8 protein-coding genes, 2 tRNA genes and 2 pseudogenes are annotated in these 17,313 nt (G+C 38.5%); 6 read left to right on the top strand and 6 right to left on the bottom strand.

Annotation, left to right across the window (positions count from 1 at the left end; all coding sequences use genetic code 11):
• Window positions 1–329: 329 nt before the first annotated feature.
• Both ACFIMA_RS07895 and ACFIMA_RS07890 read right to left on the bottom strand, forming a co-directional pair.
• Complete coding sequence (locus ACFIMA_RS07895; RefSeq protein ID WP_375693303.1) at window positions 330–3,440, bottom strand: autotransporter outer membrane beta-barrel domain-containing protein; 3,111 nt, start codon at window positions 3,438–3,440, stop codon at window positions 330–332.
• A gap of 675 nt (window positions 3,441–4,115) precedes the next feature.
• On the bottom strand, window positions 4,116–10,553 hold the full coding sequence (locus ACFIMA_RS07890; RefSeq protein ID WP_375693302.1) for an autotransporter outer membrane beta-barrel domain-containing protein: 6,438 nt from the start codon (window positions 10,551–10,553) through the stop codon (window positions 4,116–4,118).
• 198 nt (window positions 10,554–10,751) lie between these two features.
• Here ACFIMA_RS07890 and ACFIMA_RS07885 point away from each other — a divergent pair, with 198 nt between their 5' ends.
• The 5 genes from ACFIMA_RS07885 (at window position 10,752) to ACFIMA_RS07865 (ending at window position 14,598) form a co-directional block, all read left to right on the top strand.
• Window positions 10,752–11,702: a siderophore ABC transporter substrate-binding protein gene (locus tag ACFIMA_RS07885; RefSeq protein WP_375613669.1), complete on the top strand. Its 951-nt coding sequence runs from the start codon at window positions 10,752–10,754 to the stop codon at window positions 11,700–11,702.
• A gap of 103 nt (window positions 11,703–11,805) precedes the next feature.
• Entirely contained in the window at window positions 11,806–12,762 is a 957-nt protein-coding gene (locus tag ACFIMA_RS07880; RefSeq protein WP_375613670.1) for an ABC transporter permease, read from the top strand.
• A gap of 67 nt (window positions 12,763–12,829) precedes the next feature.
• Window positions 12,830–13,705 (top strand): iron chelate uptake ABC transporter family permease subunit, encoded by an 876-nt coding sequence (locus ACFIMA_RS07875; RefSeq protein ID WP_375693301.1) that lies wholly within the window; start codon window positions 12,830–12,832, stop codon window positions 13,703–13,705.
• The gene (locus ACFIMA_RS07870) at window positions 13,702–14,460 is read left to right on the top strand and encodes an ABC transporter ATP-binding protein (protein WP_375629926.1); all 759 of its coding nucleotides are present in this window, start codon (window positions 13,702–13,704) and stop codon (window positions 14,458–14,460) included. The genes ACFIMA_RS07875 and ACFIMA_RS07870 overlap by 4 nt, the downstream gene beginning before the upstream one ends.
• A gap of 64 nt (window positions 14,461–14,524) precedes the next feature.
• A tRNA-Gln gene (locus ACFIMA_RS07865) sits at window positions 14,525–14,598 on the top strand.
• Window positions 14,599–14,735: 137 nt separating this feature from the next.
• Here ACFIMA_RS07865 and ACFIMA_RS07860 read toward each other — a convergent pair.
• The 3 genes and pseudogenes from ACFIMA_RS07860 to ACFIMA_RS07855 form a co-directional block, all read right to left on the bottom strand.
• Window positions 14,736–14,941, bottom strand: a pseudogene (locus ACFIMA_RS07860) (DNA adenine methylase); the annotation flags it as partial.
• Window positions 14,942–15,980: 1,039 nt separating this feature from the next.
• Window positions 15,981–16,064: pseudogene (locus tag ACFIMA_RS10045) on the bottom strand (DNA adenine methylase); the annotation flags it as partial.
• A 231-nt stretch (window positions 16,065–16,295) separates the two neighbouring features.
• A complete protein-coding gene (locus tag ACFIMA_RS07855) occupies window positions 16,296–16,685 on the bottom strand; it encodes a VOC family protein (RefSeq protein WP_375613673.1) in 390 nt (129 codons plus the stop codon).
• Window positions 16,686–16,945: 260 nt separating this feature from the next.
• On the opposite strand from ACFIMA_RS07855, the gene ACFIMA_RS07850 reads away from it, so the two are divergent.
• Window positions 16,946–17,019, top strand: a tRNA-Gln gene (locus ACFIMA_RS07850).
• 181 nt (window positions 17,020–17,200) lie between these two features.
• Here the strand turns inward: ACFIMA_RS07850 and ACFIMA_RS07845 are convergent.
• Window positions 17,201–17,313: DnaB-like helicase C-terminal domain-containing protein (locus tag ACFIMA_RS07845; protein ID WP_375668797.1), on the bottom strand; the 113-nt coding region annotated here is incomplete at its 5' end.

The raw sequence follows: 17,313 nt of genomic DNA, 5'->3' as shown, positions 1-17,313 counted from the left end.
TTTACATATAATAGACAAAGGAATGCTTTTTATGGATTCATCATAAAATCCTTGAAAATATTTCAGCACCCTAAATTAAAAATATCTTTATAAATCAAAACATTATAAATAATATAATAATCACTCTGAAATACGCGTTTTGAAACAATAACGTACAAACTCTTCAGACTTTTCAAAAAAATGAAAGAAGTCCAACCTAAAAGCATATTAAAGATATGCAAAGTCACACTCTCGTAAAAATGCTATAACACAAAATGAATAGATAATGAGAAAAAGCCACAAGTATAACTTGTAGCTTTTTGAAAGATTAATCAAAAACAGGAACAACACTAGAAATGATAACGCAATCCACCTGAAAAACTCGTTCCAGAAAAACCAGCTTTCGTTAGTTTGTGCTGATAAACCAAATCGCCGTAAAGCGCAAAATTTTGAGATAATTGGGCATTAAAACCTAATCCTGTTTCTAACGAAGAACCAAAAGCACCTAGCTGAAAAGCATCTTTAAAATGCACAAATTGTTTTCCTTCAAAACCATGAGCAAGATGAAGCTTGCCATAGAAAGAAACAACCTGAGCCTCATCAGTAGCAACCAGCCTCTTTGTTAAACGCCCTCCAACACGCCCTACCCACTGATGAAGTTTTCCTAAATCAATATCAAAGCCGTCCACATCACGCACCTTATTAAATTGAAGATATTGATAAACAACCTGAACTTGCGGATCAAAAACAAAACCGTCCTCCCCCACCATAAATGTTTTACCAGCAGTCAATGAAGCACTTAAAGGGAAACCCTTTAATGTTGCCGTCTTGCCCCGTGCAGTTGTTAGAACATCACCTTTAAACAAGCCGTAAGACACAAGACCATCAACGTAAAAACCTGCATCATGCTGCATACCACCATATGCCGTAACTGACCATTTATCAAATGTACTTTTTTGACTCTGCTCAACATTCAAAGGTTGCAAAGAAAATCTCTCGTAAGCCCCGATAACTCCAAAAGAAGTGGAACCATACATATTTTCGATTGCTTTCAGCAAAACACCTGCCTCTAGTGCATTATAATCAAACTCGCCGCCATAACCATATTCAAGCGTGGAAAGATTTGAAGTATAACGATGATTGCCGCCATAACCGCTCACAAAAAAGAGAGGATTTTCACGACTTTCTAATAAGCCCCCAGAAGTAATTCGCAAAGCTTCTAACCGCTTATTTTGATTGTTAACATTCATCAAACCAATATGACGTAAGGCGTTAGGCAAAAGGAGATAAGTCGGAACCTGCGGAACAACAGCCTTAACGCCCGGCTTAGGATGAGGCTCCGGAGCTGGTGCTGGAGAAGGTTCTGGTCCTGGAATTGGGTCAGGATCTGGTTTAGGTTTAACATCAGAATCTATAGATCTACTTTCAAGGCGAAAATCCCAAAATTCTCCGTTCCCTTCAACTAATCTCTGATCCATACTTGCTTTTCCAAACTCAGATTCTGGACCATAACTATAAAGCTTATACTGATAAGGTAATGCGTTTAACGCTACATAACCACCTTCCAACTGAAAAGAATCTTGCTTTGCTTGTCCAGAAACCTGAATGATTGAAATACCTTCAGCATTCCCCCCCTTTCCCGTATATCCTCCTGGACTTCCTGCAACACCATGCACTTGGAGCTTTGTTTTTCCCGAAACATCACCATGAATTAAAACACGATCAGTCTTTTGATTAACAAGATCACCGCCCTTATTCAGGTATGTATTAAGAGAAATAGAGGCACCGCCCTGTGCTTTATAAACTTCACCCTTTCCCTTTCCCACACGAAGGGTTTGATAATCATCAACAGAAGAAGATTCGTGTCTTTTAAAATTAATAGAGCTCTCATCCATAAGACTCACGAGTGAAATAGAAGAATCATGTGCAGCCTCGTGTTGATCTTTTTGCAACGGTTGTTGTAAAATCCATTGAGAATGACCTCCCAAATAAAGCTCAGCATTAGAATTTTTATCAACGTGTGTGCGACCCTCAAGAGTAGAAGCATCCGCCAAAACTGTTATAGAAGCACCTTCCTCAGCTTTTAATAAAAAATTCCCTGAACGAAGAGTGCTGTGTACCAACCCCACCGCACCAGAAATCATGTTTTTACCATAAAGAGCCGCATCGTCTAAAACAGAAAACTCTGTTTTATCCAAATTAACAACTTCTAATCGTGGTGGAACTTTTTCTTCCTCTGATGAAATTTCTTCTTTTTTATCCCCACCTTCACTCCATGGCTTCTTTCCCCGAAAATAGATACCATAAGATCCCTTACCCTTTACGGTAACAGAAGAGGATTTCATATTAACTTCAGTCACAGGAATTTTTGAATCAGAATCCTCATTTGATAAATCTTTAACTTCCTGCAAAGGAATAGAATCGACTGTATTTTCTAATAATATGCCATGGATACCCCCATCAGTACTAACAACAGTGCCCTCTAAATTAACAGCCCCCCCTAAATCCATATGCACAACCGCACGATCCTTGCCTTTGTCACCCTTCCCAGTAATTTTAACATTCTCGAGATTTACCTCCCCACCTAACATCGAAGAAACCCCATGGCTGTTCATAAAATCAACTGAACCACCTGACATCCAAACTTCTGAATGATCATAACTTAAAATGCTTGCGTTCCCATTAGCGGTCTTAATTTCTGTATCTTCTAAAAGAACAAACGATTTCTCTGTTGCGTCAATACCCTCATGACTTTCCTTAATCTTTCCATTTTTTACCTCAATCACTCCATCACTCGCACGAAGGGCTATAACTGTATTTTTGATAATCGGATCTTTCAAAACAATCTTACCATTCTCTAATACATGCACCCCCACTAGAAAAGTTTTATCAGCAACTTGACTACTAACCGTTACATCCTCCCCGCGAACTTCTGTACCTATTCCTTTCACCGTTATAGCAGTAGGATCATCAGGATAGAAGGAAGCGTTCTCATTCGTAATCTTATAAGATTTATTATCAATTTTAGACTCCCCGCAATTATCGCATATATAATACAACCGATTATAGTAATAAAACCCAAGATTCACTCCTCTTCCATCAGAGTGCTCATTTTTAACCGTATTATCTACATTTTCCTTACGCCCATTCTCCCCAGCTAATCCACTCAGCTTACGATAATCATTTCCCCCACGAATACCATCATCGTTATTGCCAACATTAATCATATTAGGAGGATAATAATTATCACCACTTTCTCCACTAAGAGGAAGCTTATGCTTATTACTCCCGCTAAGCTGAGGAGAAGAATTAGCAGAGACAACTGGAATAACCTTTATAACATAAGGTTTACTATCCTTCCCCTCTGTAGCGGCATACACTTCTCTTCCATTTTGAAGCAAAGAGAGGATAGCTGTTGTACAAGCACATAAACATACATGATTTCTAAAAACTTTAATCATAGTTCCCTCGAAACTTTCCTTCCCCTCTCATTAAAAACAAAAGCACTTACAAAACACCCCATTGCACACCTCAAAAATACGAAAAGTGTAACAAAAGAACATGCCTCATGCTCATCTGAACTGTGCAATGAATTATCCCAATAAATTTGGCAAAAGCTCTACGCCAAAACCACCTATAAGAGAATAGTTACAAAACACACTTTATGAGTGTATAATGCATTCTGTATTTCGTGTAAAGAAAAAATAAAACCAGTGCGTGCAATTAATTAAAAACACAATCAAACCTTGTGAACTTTAAAAATTAATCCACAAGGAGATGAATGAAACAATGACTTAAATCAGTAGAAAACAAACTCTCAAAAACGAGCTTTAGAAAACATCAAATATTATATTAGATAATATCAATACAGTACCAAAAAGGATAACGTAACGCATACCGGTCTGCTGAACGCTTAAAAAGCCGATAAAAGCGAAGCACTCTATCGCATCAGTAGCAGCATAAATTTTAAGAAAATTCGCTTTAGCGAAGAAAAGTGCTCTCATGCATAAAACAAACTATGTCTTTTTTGCTTAATAAAGAAGACGAGATTTTTTAAGAACAACACAAGTTGTTATAAAGAAAAAAGGCAACACAATGTGCTGCCTTTTCTAAAAAGGTACATAGTGTACCTTTTATTAAAACTGATAACGTACTCCTCCGGAAAAACTCGTTCCCGAAAAACCAGCCTTATTAAGCTTGTGTTGATAGAGAATATCAGCATGCAGAGAGAACTGTGGCAACAGTTTGGCATTAAAACCTAATCCAGCCTCTAGAGAAGAACCAAAAGCTCCTAACTTGAAAGCATCATTGAAATGCACAAACTGTTTTCCTTCAAAACCATGAGCAAGATAAAGCTTACCATAGAAAGCAATAGCATTCACGCCTTCAGAACCTGTAGGAATCTTGGTTAAGCGTCCACCAACACGCGCTACCCACTGATTAAGGTTACCCATTTCAATATCAAAATTGTCGATATCACGGGCTTTATTAAACTGGAGATGTTGATACACAACCTGAACCTGCGGATCAAAGACAAAGCCCTTATATCCTGTCATAATTGTCTGACCACCAGCTAAAGAAACACTCAAAGGATTACCTTTTAATGTTGCTGTTTTACCCCGTGCAAGGGTGAGAACATCACCTTTGAACAGACCATAGGATAAAAGACCGTCGACATAGAAGCCAACATTATGCTGCATGCTACCATATACCGTAGCAGTCCATTTATCAAATGCACTCTTCTGACTGTACTCAACATTCACAGGCTGCAAAGAAAGTTTTCCATAAGTTCCCATAATGCCAAAGGATATAGCACTGTCGGTATTTTCAATAGTTTGCAGCAGAACACCCGCCTCTACACCATTATAACTAAGATCGCCGTCATAACCATATTCAAGTGCGGACAGATCTGAAGCATAATGATAACTTCCACCATAGCCGCGCAAGTATAAAGCGGGATTTTCACGAACCTCTACCATTCCTGTAGAAGTCATCCGCAACGTCTCCAATTGCTTATTTTGATTGCTAATATCCATCAAACCAGCGTGGAATACACTATTAGGCAAGCTGAGATAAGTTGGAACCTGTGGAACAACAGACCTTACAAATTGTTCAGGAAGGGCAGCAGATCCAACAGACTTAACATACTGATTTTCTAAACGGAAATTCCAAAATTCTCCACCATCCTTAACAAATTTCTGCTGAACATGCTCCTGTTTCGAAGTCGCTTCTGGAGCATAAGCACGAAGGGTGTATTTGTAAGGTGAGTTTCTCAGTGCAACATAATTGCCATCGAGTTGGAAAGAGTCTTTCTTCGCTTGACCATAGACCTGAATAATTGAAACAGTATGAGCAATCTTGGCATTCGCTTTACCATCTCCTACATTGCCCGCATCACCTCGTACATGTATTTTTGTTTTTCCAGAAACATCACCATGAATGACAAGCCGATCAGTGACTTGCTGATCACTCGGATCACGAGGATTTAAACGTGCATTGAGATGAATTACAGCATTACCCTGTGCCGCATAAACAGTTCCTTTCCCATTTCCAATATGGAGAGTCTGATATTTTCCTTCAGATTCCGAAGGTGCAAAATCAATAGCACTATTTACAAGACTTACAGAAGAAATGCATGAATCCACACATCCTGAATCTAGAGTCCCCAAATTCCTCTGTGCACTTCTTTTTAGAATCCACTGTGAATTATTAACCAAGTCTAATTTTGCATAAGAATTTTTATCAACGCGAACACCGCCTGTAACAATAGAACTATCAACTGAAACCGATATGTTCGAATCATTCTCGGCTTTTAATAACAAGTCACCAGCAAGAGTTGTTTTATTTTCTAATAAAACACGACCACCAGAATTATTACCATAGATAGCTATACCATTTGCAACTTCAAAATCAGTTTTTTTCAACGAAACTGTCCCTGTTATGCCTATAGGTGTATTCTCCTGTTTGGATACAGCGCTCCGCTTAGCAACGCCTGTTTGCGCAGTTTCTAGATTCTGACTTCGATTTTGTTGACTCGCTTCCTTCTGTGTTCCCCCATCAAAATATATACCGTAGACTCCGTCACCTTCCACTTTAACAGTAGAAGACTCGATATTTACGTGATTCATAGTAGGACGAACGTCAGAGGATCTCCTTCTCCTAGAAGAACCCGTCTCAACAGCATCACCACTCTTCATAACCCACACAGCATGGGCATCAGTAACAACATTTCCGTTCTTAAAATCAACAGAAGCATTATCACTCACCAGAAAAGCTGCACGCTCTAAATTCTCTGCTGAATCTAACTTATTCTGCGCTTTTTTCGCAGTAATACTAACTTTGTCTAACTTAACGCTGCCTCCAGATTCCGACCTTACTGCCACTCCTCTTTCAATAGCAATCTTTCCAGAGTCCATGGTTACCTCACCAGCCTGACTCACCAGACCAGCTGAAGCAAAATTCCCCGTCACGTTAATTTTTGTATCCTTTAAGTTAACAGACGATCCAGAACCTGCCAAAGCACCCACATAAAGCGCATCTACTGTTCCACCAATCATCTTAACTTTTCCGCCACTTTTAGCTTCAAGCCCAATTACAGAAGATTGAATTGTTGAGTTTTTATCCAAAACAATCTCTGCTTTTTCTTCTGCAAGCACAGCACTCACAAACTTTGATGGCGTAACACCAAAATTACTTCCTTTATCAGATTCTGCTCCAACAATAGTGGCAGTTTCTAACTTAACAACTGTATTACTCTTTGCATGCATAGAATGCTGAGTATCACCACTCGCCTTCAGTGTTTGTCCTGTTATCGTGTGTAATTTTCCATCGGCACAAGAATAAGCAACTTGCAATCTCTCCGCACCATTTTTCCCCATATCTCCACTACATTGAGAAGAACCCCCTTCCTGCTTTATACCATTGGTTGATGTAACAGTATATACAACCCCAGGGTTTTGCGATTCAGATCTAAGTGTATTGGCTCCGCCAGTAGAAAGTAGAACACGCCCTACAGGTTTATCTCCCATCTCCTTAGATGCAGGCTTCTCTTGCTTAGACGCAGTAGAATTAACTAAGGAAGAAGAAGCCTTAGGCTTTCCAGTTTTTCCAGAAGTAGTAGGTTCTATAGTCTCTGAACTTCCTAACAAAGAAGACTGAGGAGCAGAAGGCTCAGCAGGAAGAACATCTAACGTAGAAGATGAAGTACCTTCTTCAGTTCCAGCGACTGACGAAATTCCAGCCAAAAGACCTAACTCCACATCAGAATCGCCTGTGTCAGACCTTCCAAGTCCAGAACTCTCCGGCGTAAAAGATTGAGGAGCAGAAGATATAACAGCCTGAGACGGAATTAATCCAACCTCTGTAATATCACTATTCACATCAACTGTATCAGTATCACTGTGGGTCACTGTAGCATTTTCTACTTCATTCTGACTATCTGTTCCATTAGGAGAAGCAATAAGAGAAGTATCTTCACTTCCATCAACAGTCTCCTCAGTTGTCAAAACTCTTAGTGAAGCAGATGGAGTATGTCCTTCTGATTCAAAAGTTGTAACAGGATTTCCAACAGATACATCAGCCTCTTCTACATCAGATCTCCCAAGTGTTTCAGGATTCCCTGGCAAAACAGAAGCAGTAACTTGATCAGGTACTAATGAAGAATCTAATCCTGAAGAACTATTTACCCCAGACACAGTGCCTGCATCTTCAGATGACGAAACATCAAAAACAACAGGTCGCACAAAAGGTGTCTTAGGACTAATACGATTACGAGGTCCATGAGCTATACTTTGCCGCCTCTCACCATTTTCTAATTTACTTTCTAAGCTGAAAGTCCACACTACCTCAGGTCTATTTTCAGGTTTTCTTGGTCTACTGGAATATCTTATTGGACCAGAAGCACTATATTGCATTGGACCAGAAGCCCTAAGAACATATTGATAAGGTGATCCCTGCAATGTAACATATTCATTAGCAAGTTTAAAAGAATCTTCTTCTGCTTCTCCATAAACTTGAATAATTTGAAGAGAGGCAGGTTTTTTTCTATTTTCCTCCCGTCGATCTTGATTTTGTACACCTTGACGCTGAACTTTCGCTCCATTTTCTAATTGGCTATTTAAAGTGGTGATGACAGAAGTATCATTTACATACACCTTCGTTGTTCCAGAAACATCACCATGAATCAAAAGCTTATCAGACACAAGCTTAACATTATCTAAATTATCAGAAACAAAATTCACATTAACATAAAGCCTAGCATCTCCCTGAGCACGTAACCCCCTACCTAGAGTGTTTTCATCTCGTCTATTTCCAATTTGCAGTGTTTGATAACCTTCATCTTCACTTCTTGGAGGCAAAAATACAATATTACTATCTGAAAGATCTACAAACGAAAGCTTTGAATCTATATGATTTGTATTTCTCTCCGATGGTTTATGATGAATACTTTTTGTTAAATACAATCCTGAATGAGACAAATAAAGTGCAGCATTTGCATTCTCATCAACACGAGCTTCACCTATAATTGAAGATTTATGAGCATGCACTAACAGATTAGAATGAGCTTCAGCTTTTAAAAATAGATCACCCGAAAGAACACTACCCTCTCCTAAAATAACAGCACCATTTAAATCACCACCATAAATAGCTACACCGTCTGGAATTCTAAGAGTAGCTTTTTTTAAAAGAACCATCGGCATGCTCTCATTATCGTCGTAACTTCTTACGGTTACTTCTTCACCTGATTCTTTTTCATCTTCTGAAGATACCGTATTAAAATATATGCCATAAGAATCTTTCCCGGTTATTTGAATAGTTGATTCTTTAATATCAGCTTTAATCTTAAAATAATTTTTATTCTCCCTATCACCCGTAATACTTTGCATATATTGCAAAGCATTGCTATTACCTACAGTCCATCTTAGAGTAGAGAGAACATCTTCAGAAGCATCATCCATAACGTGATAAACATCATAGAGTGCATTCATTTCAAGCATATCATCTTTTGTATAAATAGAATCACCATTATCATTATGATTAGCATTAGCATCAATAACAAAACGACTCGCCAAAACACCAGCTCCGAAAGCACGATCATCCATTGCACCGACTAAAAACTCGTCAATACCACGAGTAACCCACAAAACAACTGCATCAGAACTCTCAACTTTTCCTTTATTAAAAGAAATAGAACCCCCATCTGACAAGAAAATAAGATTTGGAGATTCTGTAGAATCAACAGAATCAACACTATTTCGCCCGCTTATCCCCTTTTTAATATTAATCTTAACCTCATCTAATTTTACAACCCCTTTATACCCTGCTACAACTCCCACCGCCCCTTTATCAAGATTAATCGACCCAGATTGCATCATAATTCCAGATCTACCAGAACTGTTCAACCCAACCCCAACTGCATAAAAATTCACTCCATCTAGAAAAACAAATGACGCAAAATCAGTAGAAGCTCCTATCTGACTATAATAGATCCCCCCACCTTTCATATGAATCCTTCCTTCGTTTTGTGCATCAACCCCGACTATAAATTCCTTAATACTTGAATTTTCTAGCTTAACTTTTGAATTAAGCGTTGCTAATACCCCCGCCCCCATTTTTGCATTAAGATAACCATTGAAATTTTTAGAATCATCATTTTCATTAGAACTCAAAATAACATTACCTTCTGGAAAAGCCTTCCCCCTAATAGACACTTTCTCTAACTCAACAGTTGTCCCTCGAACTAAATACAAGACTTCTTTATCACCTGCGGTATACACGTCTTTCTGAGTAACCTGTCCTGTTGCATGCATAGCATTATCGCCAAATTTCAACACACCAATAGTACTTCTCTTTAGTGTATGAGACCCCCCATCAGAACAGATCACAGAGTTAAGGGTCTTAAAACTCCCATCAGAACATGAATTTGCACCAGGAGCAGGAGTATTAGTACCGGAGACACCGCCAACGCCACCGGAGACACCACCAACGCCACCAGGGACACCACCAACGCCACCAGGAACACCGCCAACGCCACCAGGAACACCGCCAACGCCAACGCCACCAGGGACACCGCCAACGCCAACACCACCAGGGACACCGCCAACGCCAACACCACCAGGGACACCGCCAACGCCAACACCACCAGGGACACCGCCAACGCCAACACCACCAGGGACACCGCCAGGAACACCAGCGCCACCAAGTCCACCAGCGCCACCACCAGGGACAGCACCAGGGACAGCACCAGGGACAGCACCAGGGACAGCACCAGGGACACCAGCGCCAGCACCAGGGACACCAGCGCCAGCACCAGGGACACCAGCGCCAGCACCATCCCCTTGGCTAGCGACTTGTGGCGAAGGAGGTGCAGGTAATTCAACTACTTTAGGTGCAGGAGATTTTGATGAATTTCTAAAAGATGGCACCAGAGATGATAATCCACTTAGATTTGGCAATGAAATTGAAGGCAGTGAAAACCAACTACTCCCCATAGAAACATCTACACCTTGTAAAAAGAAGAAAGCACTTGTTGTCAGTGCGTACAAACGTGTACGCTTTTTAAATACATTGATCATATGTCAAACTTTCTAAATAATGTTGCAAAAACACTAGAATTAAGTGAAAATGAGGTAAGTGAACGATTTGTAACATATGTCAGTCAACTTTACAACATAGTGTTATTTATTTACGCTTCATTTTGTGCATAAAAATACCAAAGTTAAGTTTTTAAGTGCGCAAACCTTTGTAATATTAGATAAAAGGATAAAATCACGATGATAAAATATATGAAATGGATGACTTCTGTTTTACTGGTTGCAATTAGTTTTGCAACGATTTTGTGGACTCATACGAGTATTGCAAATACCAGTACCCAGACAAATGTAACGATTGATCATGTTTCAGGAACGACTTCTGTTCCCACTTCTCCGCAAAAGGTTGTTGTGTTTGATCTTGCCTCGCTAGATAATATGAATCGCCTTGGTATCCAAGCAGTTATCGGCCTTCCTGAAGGAAAAAAACCTTCCTATCTGCAACAATTTGACGATGCAAAATATGAAAGAATTGGAACCGTTTTTGAGCCAGATTATGAAAAAATTGCCACTCTTCAACCCGATTTGATTATTATTTCCTCCAGAACTCAAGCAAAATATAAAGACTTATCCAAAATAGCCCCAACAATTGATCTAACCGTAGAAAACGAAAATTCTCTTGAAGATATAAAACGAAATGTGTCTATCCTTGGAAAAATTTTTGGTAAAACACAAGAAGCAGAAAAGGAAATTGCAAAAATCAATGAAGCTTTTGCTGAAGTCCGTAAAAATACCCAAGGAAAAGGCACCGGGCTCATACTCATGACCTCTGGTGGAAAAATCAGTGCTTTCGGACCAAAATCACGTTTCGATATTTTTCACTCCGCTTTTGGAATTGCCCCTGCAACCGATAAACTTACCGTGCAAAAACATGGACAACTCATTTCTCCTGAATTTATTCTTGAAACCAATCCTGATTGGTTGTTGGTGATTGATCGCGATGCAGCCATTGGACGGGAAGGACAATCCGCAGCACAATTGCTCAACAATGAGCTTGTTCACCGCACAACAGCAAGCAAACAAAACCAAATTATTTATTTGGACTCTTGGAGCTGGTATCGTGCAAATGGTGGTTTAACGGCGCTCATTGAAACCGCACAGCAGATCAATGAAGCCTTTACAAAGAGCAAATAAGCGCACGAAAGAGCTTGCTTGCTATATAAATAAAATTTAAAAGCAGAGGTTGTTTATTAAGCAGTCTTTGCTTTTTGTAGATTTTGTTAGAAAATGATTTAACGTGAAGAATTACTGGATAACCATAACACTTCTAATTTTCCTGTCTATCCTCAGCATTTTTGTTGGTTATTCTGATGTCACACCTTCTAACCTTTTCGCAGCCGATCCCCATGCGTGGCTTATTTTTTGGCAAACACGTCTTCCTCGTACCATTGCAATCCTTTTAGTAGGCGCAGCACTTGCACTTTCAGGCATGATTATGCAACTATTAACACGCAATCGCTTTGTCGAGCCATCAACCACTGGAACCATTGAATCTGCTTCCCTTGGCATTCTTTTTATTATGATTTTTTGGCCCGATATTCCTGTTTTAGGAAAAATGGTCGTTGCGACAATTTTTGCCATGGTAGGCACTTTACTTTTTATGTTTTTATTGCGACGCATTCCTCTAAAATCTGCTCTTATTGTACCCCTTACAGGGATTATGCTAAGCTATATTATTGGCTCTTTAACCAATGCCATTGCAGATTATGAAATGTTACTTCCTTCTCTTCAAGCTTACTTATTTGGCAGTTTTTCGATGGTTCTTGAAGGAAAATATGAGCTCTTATGGCTATCCCTTCCCCTTTGTATTCTGGCCTATTGTACTGCTGATCGCTTTACGGTTGCAAGTTTGGGAGAAGATTTAACCAATAACCTTGGATTGAATTATCGTGTTGTCATGTTTTTTGGTCTTTTTATTGTCGCCTCAATCACTGCTGTTGTTGTCTGTACCATTGGCCGTATTCCTTTTGTTGGGTTGATTATTCCAAATATTGTTTCAAGTTTCATGGGAGATAATATGCGCTATACCGCTCCTTGGGTGGCCATCAGCGGTGCAGGATTGGTCTTAATTTGTGATCTTTTAGGACGAATCATTCATCCCTCTCTTGAAATTCCCATCAGCACCATAATGGGTGTAATCGGTAGTTTTATTTTTATGATACTGCTTTTACGCTGGAGAAAGCGTCTTGGATAGAAGAAGAAAAACAATATGTGTACTAACAACACTTATCATCATAGCATGCACTGTCATTAGTCTTTACATGACGTGGAACATCAATGTTTATACATGGAAATTTCGTCTTACAAAACTTTCCTCTTTGCTTCTTATTGCCTATGCAATAAGCGTTTCCACGGTTTTATTTCAAACAATCGTTAATAATCGTCTTCTTACTCCTTCAATTATGGGATTTGATCAGCTTTATATTTTAATAAAGACTGCCCTAATGTATTTTGTAGGCTCTCTTTCTTTGCCCTTTTTGAATGAAGAAGGACAGCTCGTTCTTGAAACCCTCATTCTTATTCTTTTTTCAATAAGCCTTTTTCGCTGGCTCTTTTCAGGAAGCCTAAAAGGACTTCATTTAACGCTTTTAATCGGTGTTGTTTTAGGCGGATTTTTTTTCAGTTTACGGATGTTTATGCAATTGCAACTAAATCCAGACCAAATGATGAATTTAACGGATATTATGTTTGCAAATTTTAATAAATTCAATACACCATTAATAAGCTTTGCCACAATCATTGTCTTCATTGTGAGTCTGATTGGATGGCATTCCCGTCATCTTCTTGATATTTTGGCTTTGGGACGTGAAAATGCTCTTAATCTTGGCGTTAATTACCACAAAAGTGCGACAGCTGTCCTTATTTTTGTTTCCATTCTCGTATCCATTTCCACCGCATTAGTAGGCCCCGTCACCTTTTTTGGACTGTTAGTTGCCAACCTTTCCTATGAACTTTCTCCTCAAGCAAAACACAGTATTGTTGTTCCAATTGCAATATTATTGGCTATTATTTGTCTGGTGGGGGGACAATTTATTTTAGAACAAATTTTTCATATGGCAGGGCGTTTAAGTTTTATCATTGAGTTTTGTGGGGGAATTGTTTTCTTAATGTTACTGATGAAGGGAAAACTAAAATGATTGAGATCAATCATCTTTCCAAGGCTTACGGAACACGATTGATTATCGATAATTTATGCCTTCATCTTCCAAAAGGGGGGATTATTTCTCTTATTGGGCCCAATGGTTCGGGAAAGTCAACTCTTTTAATGCTGATAAGACGTCTTTTGCCACACCATAATGGTACAATTCATATCGACGGCTTTGATATTGATAAAATGCCCCACGATATTTTGGCTCAAAAACTCTCAATTCTGCGTCAAGAAAATCCTTTGTCTTTTCGCTTAACCGTGTACGATTTAGTAAGTTTCGGACGCTATCCTTATTCAAAAGGCTGGTATACACATGAAGATAAACAATTTATCGACAGTGCGCTACGCTATCTCGGCTTACAAGATTTACAAGACCGTTTTTTAGATGAGCTTTCTGGCGGTCAGCGTCAACGCGCTTTTATAGCCATGGTTATCTGCCAAGACACTGATTATCTTCTTTTGGATGAACCATTAAACAATCTGGATATGAAACATGCGGTTTCTATGATGAAGCAATTACGCCGCACAGCTGATGAACTGAAAAAAACCATTCTTATTGTTATGCACGATATTAATTTTGCCTCATCTTACTCAGATATGATTGTTGCATTGAAAAATGGGAAAGCGGCCTATTGTGGGACTCCAAAAGAAATTATGCAACCAAAAATTCTTAAAGACATTTATGATGTCGATATTCAAATCAAAACAATTAATGACATCCCTATCGCTCTTTATTATCGATAATCATAAAGATTTTTTGCGCTTGCATGCACTATAGAATCTGCTAGGGATAGTAGAATTGGCTTATTGGGGAATAGTTTAATGGTAGAACAGCGGACTTTGACTTCGTCAATCTTGGTTCGAATCCAAGTTCCCCAGCCAGTATTTAATGATTGTAGCTTGTCATCGGCTTTTGTATAATTTGAAAGCAGGTTTTGCATCAATTTATTTTTTTCAAAGGATCTTCAAAAACTTTCAAGGGTTATTTAAAATCCCTTTAATGCATATTTTCTCTTCCTCTAAAAATTGCAATTTGAGATGATAAGCTCTTGAGCCGGTGCGGATTCTTTGAATCACATGTATAAGATGTGGCAACCCCTTTTATCTTAAATTGGCTAAATATTTTTCGGATCTGAGACACATCATTGAGAGAGAAGAATTTTTCTCTTGCGCAAGCAAAGCAAACATTGTCTGGTAATCCTCGCGCAAATAAATCCTTTCCATAGTAATACACGTATATCTGGCTCTGTTTATGGGAAAGCCTTATCTAATAGCTATAAACCTATCTAAAGAGAGAATTCAAAAAAGAAAGCCGAGCCAAATGATATGACGCGGCTTTCAGATATTGATTATAAGATTCAAATGAATCATCCACAATGGAGTAATAAATTCATATATACAAAACGTATCATATTGCAAGTGCTCTATTTAGAAATATGAAAACTTATCAAAAGAAACGTAAATGATAGCTATGATTTTGATATCATTCATTAGCATTATAGAATCTATAAACGCTTGGTAACTTTATCAATCCAATCAAAAGAAAATGCATCTTAAATGAATGTTTTCTCAATAAGGCTTTCATAAGTATCTTTTCATTTTGCACTCAAATGTAACTTCTTTGCAAATTAACCAGCTCAAATTTGAGTTGGCAAAATTAACCAATCCAATTTTGGAGGCGTTATCTTTAGAATAGCCATCTTTAAACATTATAGCTTTTGACTCAAAATTGAATAAAATCCCATACCTTAGATGTTACAATGGTTTTGAATTTTGCTGCCTCATCTTTTTTTCAATAGGTGCCCCCCAAATTTTGAGAGAGCTCATTTGGTTTCGTATTTTTAAACTGTAACTTTTAAAACGTTTTTTTCTCGCTTGCTTGCGTTATATCATTAAAAGGCTTTCAATTTCATAAGACATAACATTGTGATTTTCATTCTATATTGTGATGATAGTATCTATATAATGCCTGCCTATCATTTACTAACTTTTTAGTAAGCGTTTTTAAAAACGTATCATAAAATTTATGATACGTTATGAATGATAACCGCTTTTCATTTCATTTGAATGCACCCATGCGTTATAATATTTGCATCATGATTTGCTTTTTATGGTCTATACATCCATGGCAATCTTATATAAAAAATGATCAATTCAAACATGCATAAAAGTATGGATTCTTAAGTGGATTCATATAAAATAACTGCACTTAATATATTGATATTATTAGTTTTTATGTACAATGTCTTTTTAACTTCAAAAGATATCAATTTCCTTGTAAAAAATATTCCTCCCATTCCAATAAAAGGCTCAATATAAGTGCGATGAGGGATAGCTTCTATGATTTTACAAGTACTGATCACTGGCCATGTAATAACGCCGATGATGTCCAAGCCAATTAGACCGCCTGTGGAAACAGGCAGGTTGTGGGGCTGAATATAGTGGAACAGCACCGAACGGATAAGCCACACGTCGTAAGTAAGCCTCTTAGCGTACATAGCTTATAGGTTTTGGAAACAGACAATTATTATAATTCAGGTATTATAATTCAGACGATTAAAGATCAGATCTCAAGCTTTTTAATCCAGTGGACAAACACGAATAATATGTCCGTCTGGATCTTTGATTAGGAAGGTACGTCCAAATACATCAGTATACGGTTCCTTCAAAACATTTATCTCAACAGTGGTTTGCTCTTTCCATTCCGCATAGAGCTTATCTACGTCCTCTCCTGTCGGAAACATAATGCCGATTTCTGAAAAACGAGATGCATTTTCCTCAGGCGTATCGCCCCCAGACCAGAGAGCAAAGAGAGCATCCCCCGAAGAAGCAAATGCAACATAGCGTAGCGAGGTAAACACAGGTTCTTTCTTGAAGATGAATTTGTAAAAAGCCGTAGAATACTCTATGTTTGAGACGTATACCAACTGTAGGTTTGGGGTAACAGGATAAGTAGGGATATTACTCATTAATTCTCTATGATTTAGTAGCTGTTGCCTGACAGGCATATACCTATTAGAGAATATTTCAACAAGAGTTTGTGATACCTCCGTTCGCGGTGTGCTCTATTTATATGTTTTTATTCGCTTATTGCTATATGCTAAAATATTGAGACCGCCACTACGGGGATTATAATGATATCCCTATCGCTCTTTATTATCGAGAATCTAAAGATTTTTTGCACTTGCCTACACTATAGAATCTGCTAGAAATGGTAAAATTGGCTTATTGGGGAATAGTTTAATGGTAGAACAGCGGACTCTGACTCCGTCAATCTTGGTTCGAATCCAAGTTCCCCAGCCAGTGTAGCTGTAGCTTGCCAGTGTAGCTTGCCAGCTGTAGCTTGCCAGCAGGTTTTGTATATTTTGCCACTAGGTTTTGTACCAATTTATTTTTTCTCAAAGAGTTTTAAAGATGTTCTCAAAGGGTCTTCAAATGCCTTTCAAAGGGTATTTAAAGCTCCCTTTAACGCGTTTTTCTGCTCCTATTTTTCCAAATCACTAAAGCATGTAAAGTCGGGTTGAAAGGCAAGGGGAACGATTCCTGTCGGACCATGGCGTTGTTTTGCTATAATAACCTCGGCTTTACCCTTGGCTT

It is taken from the genome of Bartonella sp. AP88HLJMH (assembly GCF_042195605.1).
In the GTDB taxonomy this organism is placed as follows: domain Bacteria; phylum Pseudomonadota; class Alphaproteobacteria; order Rhizobiales; family Rhizobiaceae; genus Bartonella.
The sequence above is the reverse complement of the archived record's forward strand: the minus strand, read 5'-3'. Positions and strand labels throughout refer to the sequence as shown.